Annotated in this window: 12 protein-coding genes; 6 read left to right on the plus strand and 6 right to left on the minus strand. The window is 70.1% G+C overall.

The genetic code is table 11. The features are described from left to right. The 6 genes from AB0I10_RS38260 to AB0I10_RS38285 form a co-directional block, all read left to right on the plus strand. A partial coding sequence (locus AB0I10_RS38260) for a helix-turn-helix domain-containing protein (RefSeq protein WP_363157362.1) occupies positions 1-209 on the plus strand: 209 nt, incomplete at its 5' end. 95 nt (positions 210-304) lie between these two features. Next, positions 305-694, plus strand: coding sequence for an ATP-binding protein (locus tag AB0I10_RS38265; protein ID WP_363157363.1), 390 nt, complete (start codon positions 305-307; stop codon positions 692-694). Positions 695-914: 220 nt separating this feature from the next. After that, positions 915-1,094 (plus strand): DUF6126 family protein, encoded by a 180-nt coding sequence (locus tag AB0I10_RS38270; RefSeq protein WP_363157364.1) that lies wholly within the window; start codon positions 915-917, stop codon positions 1,092-1,094. 423 nt (positions 1,095-1,517) lie between these two features. Continuing rightward, complete coding sequence (locus AB0I10_RS38275; RefSeq protein WP_363157365.1) at positions 1,518-1,640, plus strand: hypothetical protein; 123 nt, start codon at positions 1,518-1,520, stop codon at positions 1,638-1,640. Between the two features lie 50 nt (positions 1,641-1,690). Next, positions 1,691-2,251, plus strand: a complete 561-nt coding sequence (locus AB0I10_RS38280) for a GNAT family N-acetyltransferase (RefSeq protein ID WP_363157366.1) — start codon at positions 1,691-1,693, stop codon at positions 2,249-2,251. 344 nt (positions 2,252-2,595) lie between these two features. Further along, positions 2,596-3,267, plus strand: a complete 672-nt coding sequence (locus AB0I10_RS38285; RefSeq protein ID WP_363157367.1) for a hypothetical protein — start codon at positions 2,596-2,598, stop codon at positions 3,265-3,267. Positions 3,268-3,864: 597 nt separating this feature from the next. Here AB0I10_RS38285 and AB0I10_RS38290 read toward each other — a convergent pair. The 6 genes from AB0I10_RS38290 to AB0I10_RS38315 are packed head-to-tail and all read right to left on the minus strand — an operon-like array spanning position 3,865 to position 11,287. Continuing rightward, positions 3,865-5,382, minus strand: a complete 1,518-nt coding sequence (locus AB0I10_RS38290) for an NADH-quinone oxidoreductase subunit C (protein ID WP_363157368.1) — start codon at positions 5,380-5,382, stop codon at positions 3,865-3,867. 4 nt (positions 5,383-5,386) lie between these two features. Then, a complete protein-coding gene (locus tag AB0I10_RS38295) occupies positions 5,387-7,105 on the minus strand; it encodes a proton-conducting transporter membrane subunit (protein WP_363157369.1) in 1,719 nt (572 codons plus the stop codon). Continuing rightward, positions 7,105-7,818: a hypothetical protein gene (locus tag AB0I10_RS38300; RefSeq protein ID WP_363157370.1), complete on the minus strand. Its 714-nt coding sequence runs from the start codon at positions 7,816-7,818 to the stop codon at positions 7,105-7,107. Before AB0I10_RS38300 ends, AB0I10_RS38295 begins: the two co-directional genes overlap by 1 nt. A 6-nt stretch (positions 7,819-7,824) precedes the next feature. Continuing rightward, the gene (locus AB0I10_RS38305) at positions 7,825-8,769 is read right to left on the minus strand and encodes an NADH-quinone oxidoreductase subunit H (protein WP_363157373.1); all 945 of its coding nucleotides are present in this window, start codon (positions 8,767-8,769) and stop codon (positions 7,825-7,827) included. A gap of 5 nt (positions 8,770-8,774) precedes the next feature. Next, a complete protein-coding gene (locus AB0I10_RS38310) occupies positions 8,775-10,808 on the minus strand; it encodes a proton-conducting transporter membrane subunit (RefSeq protein ID WP_363157371.1) in 2,034 nt (677 codons plus the stop codon). Next, entirely contained in the window at positions 10,805-11,287 is a 483-nt protein-coding gene (locus AB0I10_RS38315; RefSeq protein WP_363157372.1) for an oxidoreductase, read from the minus strand. The genes AB0I10_RS38310 and AB0I10_RS38315 overlap by 4 nt, the downstream gene beginning before the upstream one ends. Positions 11,288-11,415 lie beyond the last annotated feature (128 nt).

Below are 11,415 nucleotides of genomic sequence, written 5' to 3' on the forward strand. Positions count from 1 at the left end.
GTCTGTCGCAGCAGCTGGCGGTGCTGCGCCGGGCAGGGATCGTGACCGCCACGCGGGGCGGTTCGACAGTGGTGTACGAGCTGGCGAGCGGCGATGTCGCCGAGCTGCTGCAGGCTGCGCGTCGGATTCTGGTGGAGCTGCTGGCCGGGCAGGAAGACCTCCTGGTACAGCTGCGGGAGACGGGGCCTGCGCTGGGGCGGGCCTCGTGATCCACTCGGAGTGGTTTCCGCCGTGGCGCAGACAGCGCCCGTCGGCCGCCGACTGCGCACACGCCCAGCCATCGGGCCGACGGCACGTGTTCACTGTGCGTGTTGGTCCGGGTGCGGTTCTCAGCGCCCGCCAGGAGGTGACAGCGAGGCTGACCGAGTTCGGCATCGACCCGAAGTCGTCGCTGGCGGACGCGGCGCAGCTGGTGGTGAGCGAGCTGGTGGCCAATGTGCTGCGGCATGCCGCCGACCGGTCGCCCACAGCGGATGTGGGGGTCGCCGTCGCAGCCGGGCAGTTGGTGATCGCGGTGACCGACCGGGAATCTCGCGTCCCGGATGCGGCGACGGGCCCACCGGGCGCGGGACTGCGGGTGGTGGCCGACCTGGTGGACGAGTATGACGGCACGCTCAGCGTGGAGCCCGTCCGGGCCGGCCACGGCAAGACGATCCTGGCCCGCTTCGTCATCCCTGATGCCGATGTCTGGTGAGCCATGGCGGAAAGAGCACTTGTTTCCATGCGCTTTGAGATCACGTACCTGCATGCCGACGGCGACCGTCCCTCGCATGACGCGGACGTCGACCAGATCACCATGCTCGTCGAATGGGCCGGCCGGACGGGCGTGCCCGTCTGCATACGCCCCGTCACCGCACCACCGACCCTTGATACCCGACACCCCTGTGATGACCGACGCCCTCTGGAGAGCAGACATGCCTGACGACCATGCCAATGATCAGCCCGCGCCCGAACCGTCCTTCGGCGGCGGGATGTCCGAGGAACGGAAGGAGCGGGGGACGTCCTGGCGCGTGTTCATCTACATCGCCGGGAGTCATTTGCTGCTCGGTTTCCTGGCGCTGCTTTTCTACCTGGGCTCCCACGCGCAGAAGTAGGCCCCGCCGTCCCGAGAAGCCGGGATCTGGGGGCGCAGGAGCCGGAGAACAGGCCGTCCGGTCCCTTCCTCCAGAAGATCGGCGAGCGGTCTACCGGCTCTCCGCGGGCCGGTGGTTGGGCGGTCGTGATGAGGCGCTGGGCCCTTCCCGGGGCGGGCGCTCGTCGGTGGGCAGGATGCAGCCGAGCACGAACCGGTGCCGCGGCACCACATCCACCGCAGCGCGGCTCCCGTTGGCGTCCCGTCCTTACCCGCCAAATTCGTCACGCTCCGTAGATAGCATCCGGCGCGAGAACCTCGCATCAGGTGCGAAGCCCGGACCGGAACAGCAGGTCAGCCATCCGATTGGGTGAAGCAGAACGACACAGGACTGGCATTCCGACGTTGTCACTAACCAGTGAAGAAAGCGCAGGTCAGAGACGACATGAGCGACGTGGATGCCGTCATCGCAAGCTGGGTGGAGGAGCAGGCCGCCACGGCGCCCCGAATGTCGGACGAGGTTCTGAGGGAGCTGGCCGAGACTTTCGGCCTCGACCGCGAGGAGTGAGCAATCGCACAGCGGCCCCTCGAATTCGCCTTGGCGCGTGGGGGCCGTTTGTGACACTTGTCCTCAGGACCAGCAGTAACGCCGCGGGCCTCACCCAGATCGTCAACCCGCACGAGATCACTGACGAGCTGAAGCAGGCCCTCGTGGACTGCTGGACCGAGGTGAGCAATGCGGGCGGGGCGGCCGGGTTCCCCTTCCCGCAGGTGGATGCCGCAGAGGTCACCGCCGCCCTCGACCGCATCATCAAGGACCTTGCCCCAACGACCAGCCGCCTTTTGATCGCCCTGTCCGATGGCACCGTCGCAGGCTGGCCGAACATCCGCCGCGACCCCCATCCGCTCATAACGCACTGGGGCACGCTTCACCACGTGCAGACCTGGCTCAGCGTCCGGGGCCAGGGCATCGGCGCGGCGTTGATGCGCCGGGCCCGTGAGGTAGCCCGCGATGAGGTGGGCCTGGAGCAGCTGCACCTTGCCGCACGCGGTGGTGTCGGCCTCGAAGAGTTCTACGGTCGGCTCGGCTGGAAGGAAATCGGCCGGTGGCCCGGAGCTCTGAGGCTGGCCAAGGGCGACGATCGCGACGAGGTCCTCATGGTCTTGTCTCCCCTGTGACACCCCGCGTCGTACTCCTGGCCCAAGAACGGTGACGTGTCGTTCATGCCGTGAACACGGTATGGCTGGACGCCCCCGGCAACATCGTGGGGACCCTCACGGAAGGCCTGAAGTCGCCCGCGCGATCCCTGTATCCGCGGCCTGCACTCACCCCGGTGCGGGCCGCTTTTGCGTCGGGACGTGTTGTAGGTGCTCTTTGATCAACGTCCTTATGCCCGTTGGTCGTTCGTGCTTTCGAAGCGGGCTCCGCCAGTTTCACAGAGTGCCCGGAACCGCAGGCGCCTGAGGGCAGTCTGGCAGTAGGTTGTGGCCCCTTAACCGACGAAGACAGGGGGGCGACGGCGGTGTCTGAGTCTGAGTCCGAAGAGGTGACGGTGGCGTCTGGGTCCGAGTCCGAAGAGGTGACGGCGAAGGATCACCGGTGGGGCATCTGGGTAACGGCTGGCGCGGCTGTGCTTGCAGCGCTCATCACCGGAGTCTTCGGTCTACTCGGCTCCGACGATTCCTCCACAGACAGCAAGCCGGTAGGTAAGCCGACGTCACCAAGTCCGAGCCGCTCCACGGCGTCGCTCGATCCGAGCACGCCAACAGCGCCGTTGCCCGAGCCGGAGCCTGTCAGCGCCACGGGCGTCAACCTGGCCAGAAATACCTACCTCATGCTGACCGATGATCCGATCAAGCCGCGTCGTGGAGAAGAGTGGGGTCTCCCCTTTGGCGACTTCAGCCTCGATTACAACGGCTTCTGGGTCAACACGGACGGCGACGGGACGTTGGTACTCCTGGATTCTGGCCAGAAGGGTTCCTTGGAGGTGTGCAGGTCGGACGGGCGGTACGCCGACGAAGGCACAATCGCGCTCGAGCGACTGAGCAAGGGGGCCCGGATCTGTGTCATCAACAACGGGCACGTCGGATTGATTACCGTGCGGGCGATGCCCAACGATCAAGCAGCCAGCACGTTCCTAAAGCTGGACGTCAAGATCTGGCGAAACGCTGTCCGCCCTGATTCGGAAGGTTGAGCCGACAGCCAGGTCGACGTGACACGCCTCCAATCAGTCAGCGCGAAGTGGGAAATGCGTCTGGGGCTCAGCCACTGAAAGCCCGCCACGACGCTCGGGCACTGTGACGAGCACCCGTCACGTGTGGAGTTCAGCCCCCCCCGGCCTCAGCCACGATGCTTGGTCTTTCTCCCGCGGTACGGGCGGCGCCGTGCTGAAGCGGGCGTGTCTGGCCGGGCGGGCGGTCGTTGATTGAACGTTGGATGGTTCGCTCGCCCGGCTCCGGTTCCCTGCTCATGGCGCGGTGCTAGGTGAGGGGGACTCGTCGGCCCCGAGCGCGCGTCTCTCCGGTGCGCTGCGCTGGTGCTCGGGGCTGTCGTCTGTTCCGGGAGCTGTGTGCGCCGCTGTTTGGCGGGAGTCGTGCCGTGCAGCCGTGTCCAGCGTCGTCGGGTTGGTCCGGGGATTGTCCGTCGCGATGCGTGGTGCGGTGCTGTGTGCTGCCCTGGTGGCCGGCCTGGCTGCGTCGAACGTCTCGAAGGTGACTACTGCGGATCAGCCCTGACATTGTGACGAGCTCCGGCTGGTCCGCGCTCGTGCGTCATAGGTCGCTTCTGTCCGTCACAGGTCGTTGCCCGCGTAGGAGAGGTTGAAGCTCTTATTGGTCAGGGGGAAGTCGGGGACGATCGTGTCGGCGAGGGCGACGGGGAGGGCGGGCCAGTTGAAGAAGGACGGGTCCACGGGCTTTACCCGGGTGAGGGTGTGGTCGGCGGCGAGTTCGACGCGGGTGGTGATGGTTCCGCGCCAGCCTTCGACGATGCCGACGCCGGAGCCGGGAGTCCGCCGTGCGGGGATGGCCGGCCAGGTGCAGACGGCTCCGGGGCGCAGGCCGTCGGCGAGGTGGATGATCAGGGCGGTGGAGGCTTCGATCTCCTCGGCGCGTACGAGGAAGCGGGCCAGCACATCGCCGCTGGTGTGGAAGGGGATGGCTGGCGACTGGTCGTACGGCGTGAAAGGGTGGGCGGTGCGGGCGTCCGCGACGAGGCCGCTGGCGCGGGCGACATAGCCCAGGCACCCCAGGTCCCGGGCGGCCTCCAGCGGGAGGCGGGCGGTGCCGGTGAAGCGGTCGCGGACGGTGGGGTGGCCCAGTGCCAGATCGGCGATCTGGCGGACGTCGTCGCGTAGGTTCCGCATGTGGGTGGGGTCGGGGAGAGTGCGCAGGACGGCGCCGCCGAGGAGGACGCCGCCGCGCAGCAGGCGGTGCCCGGTGATCTCGTCGTTGAGGCGGAGGAGTTGTTCGCGGACGCGTTGGGCCTGGGCGTTGAGGATGGAGTGGCCGACGTCGTTGCAGAGCATGCCGAGGTCGGCGACGTGGTTGTGGAGGCGTTCGAGTTCCAGGAGGAGGGCGCGGGCGCGCTGAGCGTCGGCGGGGACGGGGGTGCCGGTGACTTCCTCGATGGCAAGGCAGTAGGCGAGGGCGTGGCCGACGGCGGTGTCGCCGCTGATGCGTTCGGCCAACGGCAGTCCGCGTTCCACGGTGCGGCCCTGGAAGAGTTTCTCGATGCCTTTGTGGACGAACCAGAGGCGGGCCTTGAGTTTGAGGATGGTTTCGCCGACGACGGAGAAACGGAAGTGGCCCGGTTCGATCAGTCCGGCATGGACGGGGCCGACGGGGATCTCGTAGACGCCGTCACCTTCGACTTCCAGGAAGGGGTAGGGGCCTTCCTGTTCGGAGAAGGGGGGTGGCGGCCCCGCGTCCGGGAGCATCGGGTACCAGCCTTTGGGCCAGTGGAAGTGGCGGACGAGGCGTCGGGGCAGGGGGTGGCCGAGGGGGACGATGCCGTACAGGTCTCGCATCTCGCGTTCGAACCGGCCTGTGGGGAACGAGAGATGGGCCAGCGTGGGGAGCTCGGGCCGACCGGGGTCGAGGCGTACGTGGAGTTCGGTGCGGGTGTCCGGCGGCCCGGCCAGGAAGAGGTACACCACGCGCAGGGCCTGGCCGCCCGCGGTGGGCGCGTCGTCGTGGTGGGCGGCGACGAGGGCGATGCGGTGGCCTTTGCGCAGCAACTCGTCTGCATATTGCGGTAGTTGGGATGGGGTGATGTCGAAGGTTGTGCGTTCGACGGGGGGCGGTTGCACGGGCTCAGTGCCTTCCGGTGATCGCGGCGGCGGTGGAGAGCAGATCGGTCAGTGGACCGGTGGTGATGCCGAGCGCGGCGCAGGCCAGCAGCCCTAGGGCGAGCGGGAGGCCGAGGCCGGTGCCGAGCCGCACGGGCGGAGCGTCGTCGGCTGATACGGGGCCCGGTTCGGTGCTCGATTCGGTGCTCGATTCGAGGGCCGGGTGAGCCGGTTCGGGTTGCGGGGCCGGTGGCCCGCCCGGTGCTCCGGCGGGGACGGGGATACGAGCGCCCTCGGCCGGGGCCAGCTGCCGGCCGAGCACCATATGCGCCGTACGGAGGGCGAGCGCGGCGAACGAGGTCAGTACCAGCAGCAGAGCCAGGGCCGTGGGCCAGCCGAAGTCTGCCGCGAACCCGGCGCGGGCGATGCCCAGTTCGGAGGCGAATAGGCTGAACGGCGGGAAGCCGAGCAGGGCCACGACGGCCAGGCCGAAGGTGGCGGCGGGGGCGGGTGCGCGGGCGAGCAGGCCGCGTACCCGGCCGATGCGGGTGGTGCGGTAGAGATGGAGGATGTCGCCGGAGGTACAGAAGGCGACGGTCTTGGCCAGGCCGTGGCCGGCGATGTGCAGCAGGGTGGCGGCGAGCGCGAGCGGGGTGCCGATGGCGGCGCCCAGCGCGATCAGGCCCATGTGCTCCATGCTGGAGTACGCCAGCATGCGCTTGTAGTCGCCCTGGTGGAGGAGGAGGGCGGCTGCCAGGGCCAGGGTGAGTAGGGCGGTTCCGGCCAGCAGGGTCTGGGCGAAGCCGGGGCCGAGTGCGGCGTCCGCGATGACCTTGCCGCGCAGGATCGCGGCGAAGGCGACGGACAGCAGCACCCCGGACATCAGGGCGGAGACGGGGGCAGGGGCCTGGCTGTGGGCGTCGGGCAGCCAGGCGTGCAGCGGGACCAGGCCCGCCTTGGCCCCGAAGCCGAGGACGATCAGGGCCGTGCCCAGGCGCATGGTCGCCGGGTCCAGGCGGTCCGCGTGGGCGACCAGGGTGGGCCAGTCCAGGGCGTTCGCCTCGGGGATGCCCTCGGCGCGGGCCGCGTAGTAGATCAGGACGATGCCGAGGAAGGCCAGGGCGATGCCGGCCGAGCAGACCACCACGTACTTCCAGGCCGCTTCCACGGAGGCGCGGGTGCGGCGGTGGCCGACGAGGAAGGCCGTGACGATGGTGGTGGCTTCGATGGCGGCCCACAGCACTCCGAGGTTGGCTGCCAGCACGGCCAGGCTCATGGCGCCGAGGAAGGCGTGGACGAGAAGGCGGTAGCGGCGCGTGGTGTGGTCGGTGGCGTGTCCGGTGGCGTGTTCGTGCGCCAGGTAGGTGGTGCTCGCGGCGCAGGCCAGGAGGGCGACGGCGCCGACGACCAGGAGCATCCAGGCCGTGAGGGCATCGGCGCGCAGTACGCCGCCCAGGGCGGTGACCGGTCCTTGGCCCACAACCGTGGCGGCTAGGACTGCCCCGCAGCCGAGGATCGCGACCGGTGACACCAGTCCCGCCCAGCTGGCGAAGGCCCGGCGGGCACAGCCGTGCGCAGCGTCCGTCTCTTGCGGGGGAAGCGTTCCCCGGCGCTTGGCCAGGGTGCCCAGGCCGGAGGCCGCATGGGCCGCGCAGACCGCGAGCGGGACGGCGACGGGTGCACACAGGACGAATACGGAGGCGGCCCCTCCCAGAGAAGAGGCTCCGTCCACAAGACTCGGCATCAGTCGTGCAGCTCCCGCAGGTCGTCGATGTCGGTGGTGCCGAAGGCGGCCCGCATGCGCGTCGTAAGGACCTGCAGGACGAGGACGGCGAGCAATACGTCGAAGGAGACGCTCAGTTCGACGATGAGTGGCACACCGGAGGCGGCCAGGAAGGCGGTGGCGGTGATGCCGTTGTCCAGCAGCAGGAAGCCGACCACTTGGGCCAGCGCCCGGCGGCGGGTGGCCAGGACGAAGAAGCCGATGAGCACCACCGCGAGCCCGACCGGCAGCGCCCGGGTGGCGGGCGTGGGATCGAGGGCGACCAGTGGCCGAGCCACGGCGTAGGCGAGCAGGGTCAGCACCGCAGCGGTGAGGAGGGATGCCGCGACATTGACCAGCGGCTGGGTCTCGTGGAACTCGCTGACGTCCTCCTCGTAGCGATGCTCATCTGGGTGCTCAGCACCGGGCCGCGGCGCGACCGCGGACAGGACGCGGCGCATCAGATAGGGCAGCAGCCCCGCCCGCAGCGCTCCGAGGCCCACTGCCACGACGATCAGGTCCCAGCGGTCCTCGTGCAGCCCCAGCAGCAGCGGCAGCGCGGCCAGTGCGAGGCCCTGGAGGGCGAAGAGCCTTACGATTGCGGCCAGTTCCCGCCGCCACAGCACCACCACAGCCGCCAGCAGAAACGCCCCGGCGGCCAGGTTCAGCAGCTGGGCGTACGTACTCTCACTCACCGGGTTTCACTCTCCGCTCAGGAAGTACGAGGCAGTCACCGCGAGCAGCGCCAGCAGGAAGGACCCGGCCAGCAGTTCGGGCACACGGAAGAGCCGCAGCTTGGCCCAGAACACCTCGGCGGCGGCCAGCACCGCCCCGAGTGCCGCGACCTTGACGGCGAACAGCACCAGCGCCATCACCAAGGCCGCCCACGAAGCGTCGGTGGCGATGCCCCACGGCGCGAACAGCGAGGCCAGCAGCCCCAGCAGTACCGTCAGCCGCATCTGGGATCCCAGTTCCACCAGCGCGAGGTCGGGGCCGGCGTACTCCAGCACCATCGCCTCGTGGACCATCGTCAGCTCCAGGTGCGTGGACGGGTTGTCCACCGGGATCCGCCCGGTCTCCGCCAGCACCGCGACGGCGAGCGCGGCTGTTGCCAGCAGTCCGGCGGGGGAGGTCAGCCGGGCGGGGTTGTGGACAGCGCCGGAGACGATGGTGGCCAGGTTCGTGGACCCGGCTGGTATCGACAGGGCGAACACCGACAGCAGGATGGTGGGCTCCACCAAGGCGGCCACCGTCATCTCGCGTGAGGCCCCCATGCCGCCGAACGCCGTCCCGGTATCCAGCCCGGCCAGCGCCAGGGCGACCGTGCCCAGCGCCAGCAGCGCCACCACGAGAATCAGATCCGAACCGGCGCTGACCGGAGTGCGGGTGGACAGCAGCGGCAGCAGCGCGGCGACCACGGCCGTGGTGGCGACCAGCAGCGCGGGCGCCGTACGGAATGCCGGCCCGGTCCCGACCGGGGTGATGGGCTCCTTGCGCAGCAGCTTACGAATGTCCCGCCAGGGCTGTGCGATCCCGGCCCCGGCGCGGCCCTCCAGGTGCGCCCGGACCTGCCGCATCAGCCCGGTCAGCAGCGGCGCGCCACCGACGACCACGACGACCTGGGCGGCCACCGCCGCCATACCCATTGCGTTCACCAGCCCACCACCAGCACCGCCAACAGCGCCACGAGCGCGAAGAAGCCATAACCGAGATAGAGGTGCACGCTGCCGCTCGCCAGCCTTCGGGCCCGCCGTCCAACCTGGGACAGTGCCCCCAACACCGGCTCGTACAAGCGGTGTTCGAGGCGGTCGGGCACCCGTCGCTGATAGCGCACCCGCTCCACCAGATACGCGGACTCCCGCACCGGGGTGACGTTCACGTCCTGCTCGGGGGCCAGTACGTCATCGAAGACCCGCTGCAGGGGCTCGGCGAACGACGTCGCCGTGTAGGCCATGCGCGGCGTGGGGGCGCCGCCTCCGCAGTCCCACAACCGGGCCTTCGTACGCCGCCGCTGGGCCCCGATCAGACGGGGCAGCCCGGCCGCCACCGCCACGGCCGCCGTCAGCGCCAAGACCACCCACAAGGGCCACAGCGACGCGGAGATCGCCTCCAGCCTCAGCTGTGTCCCGCCACCGGATACCGCGCCACGGCCCGCGAGACCCGCCGCCGTCACGGCGCGGTCCAGGCCGCTCCCCAACATCCCCGGCAACAGGGCCAGACCGGCACATGCCGCCGCGAGCAGCCCCATCCCGGCCAGCATGCTCGCCGGGCTCTCCGACGCCTTGGCGGCTCGTTCATCGCGCGCCCGGGCGAAGAACCCAACGCCCAGTGCCTTGACGAACACCGCTGCCGCCAGCCCCGCGGACAGGGCGATCACCGCGACGGCCAGCGGCAGCACGATCGCCGGGGTCACCCCCGGCACCGTCAGCCCATGGATCAGTGACTGCAGCAGCAGCCACTCGCTGATGAAGCCGTTGCCCGGCGGCAGCGCCACCGCACCCAGCGCCCCCAGTGCGAACAACCCCGCCGTGGCCGGCATCCGCGCCCGCAGACCTCCGAGCCGGTCCAGGTCCCGCAGCCCAGTTGCCCGCAGGACCGAACCGGCCGCACAGAACAACAGCGCCTTGAACGCGGAGTGGTTGACGACGTGCAGCAGCGCCGCCGCCAACGCCAGACCGGCCACTGCACCATCGCCGGAAGCGGAGAACAGCCCCGCCGCCCCCACACCGATCAGCGCCAAGCCCATGTTCTCGCTCGTCGAGTACGCCAGCAGCTGCTTGAGATCCGAGGCCATCGCCGCCTGCAGAATCCCGTACACGGCCGACACCGCGCCGATCGCGATCAGGCCCAGCCACCACCACAGCGGTCCCCCGCCCAGCAGATCGAAGCCCGCCCGGACGATCCCGTAGATCCCGAGGTTCACCATAGCCGCGCTCATCAACGCCGAGACGTGGCTTGGGGCTTCGGGGTGCGCCCGCGGCAGCCAGGCGTGCAGCGGGACCGCCCCCGCCTTGGAGCTGAACCCCGCCGCCAGCAGCACGAACACCGTCCCGCGCACCGGCGCCGGCACATCGTTCGCGTCGGCCCGCAGCGCGGCGAAGTCCTCTCCACCGGCGCTGGCGGCCAGCCACACCAGCCCGATCAGCAGCAGTACGAAGCCCAGGTGGGTCATCACCGCGTACCAGACCCCGGCCTCGCGCACCGAGGACCGCTCCCTGTGCTCAGCCAGCACCAGCAACAACGAGGCCAGCGCCATCAATTCCCACAGCACCAAGAACGTGGAGACCGAAGCGGCCGCCGGTACCAGCAGCAGCGTCAGCGCGAACAGCGGCAGAACCGCCTGCGCCCCGCGAGAGCCCGCACCATGACCGCCATGCCCCTTCGCATATCCGATCCCATACAGGGCCACCGCCGCGACAACCGCGCCCGCCACCGCCATGAACAGCCCCGACAGCGCATCCACCGCCAGCCGCACCCCGGCAAGCGGCAGAAGACCGGGGAATTCCACCGCCCACCGGACCCCGCCCAAGGCGGCCACACCCGCGACGAGTCCGGCGACGCCGGCACCAGCGGTACACCCGCCGACCACCGTCGTCCGGCCCCGTTCGGGCGTCAGCAGCCCGGCCGCCGCGCCCGCCCCGGCCAGCCCCGCCGCCACGCCCAGGGCGGGCCCGATCACGCTCACCGGCCGGTCACGGTACGCAGCGCCGCCACGATCTCCTCCGGTCGGGGCGGACACCCGCGTACTTCCACGTCCACCGGCACCACATCGCCGACCGCGCCCTCGACCCCGTACGCCCCGGCGAACTCACCGCAGTTGACGGCGCAGTCGCCGATCGCGACCACCGCCCTCGGCTCGGGCATCGCGGCGACCGTGCGGCGCAGCGGCTCGGCCATGTTCCGGGTCACCGGTCCGGTCACCAGCGCCACATCCGCGTGCCGCGGGGAGGCGACCATACGGGCTCCGTACCGCTCGGCGTCGTACACCGGCCCGAACGCCGCCGCAATCTCGATCTCGCACCCATTACACGAGCCCGCATCCACACACCGCACCTGGACCGAACCACCCAGCTCCCGCGCGATAGCGGGAGGAGCGCCCTTCGGCCGTGGCGGAGCCTCCTCCGCCACCCGCCCAGTGTCACGGATCTTGCGCAGCAGACTCATCACGGGCTCCTACTCGCATGCACGTCAGCGATTCACGGTGCCTCACGAAGGGGAAGCGGTTGCCCCTCGCCGCTGCAGAGGTACCGCGCCGAGGGGCAACCCCCCGCAAAGGGCGACCACGACGCGCC

This window comes from Streptomyces sp. NPDC050636 (genome assembly GCF_040654775.1).
Lineage (GTDB): Bacteria > Actinomycetota > Actinomycetes > Streptomycetales > Streptomycetaceae > Streptomyces.

Coding starts and splice junctions, on each gene's coding strand:
- AB0I10_RS38315 (WP_363157372.1), bottom strand. CDS start 11,287: ATGAGTCTGCTGCGCAAGATCCGTGACACTGGGCGGGTGGCGGAGGAG.
- AB0I10_RS38275 (WP_363157365.1), top strand. CDS start 1,518: ATGAGCGACGTGGATGCCGTCATCGCAAGCTGGGTGGAGGAGCAGGCC.
- AB0I10_RS38305 (WP_363157373.1), bottom strand. CDS start 8,769: ATGGGTATGGCGGCGGTGGCCGCCCAGGTCGTCGTGGTCGTCGGTGGC.
- AB0I10_RS38270 (WP_363157364.1), top strand. CDS start 915: ATGCCTGACGACCATGCCAATGATCAGCCCGCGCCCGAACCGTCCTTC.
- AB0I10_RS38295 (WP_363157369.1), bottom strand. CDS start 7,105: ATGCCGAGTCTTGTGGACGGAGCCTCTTCTCTGGGAGGGGCCGCCTCC.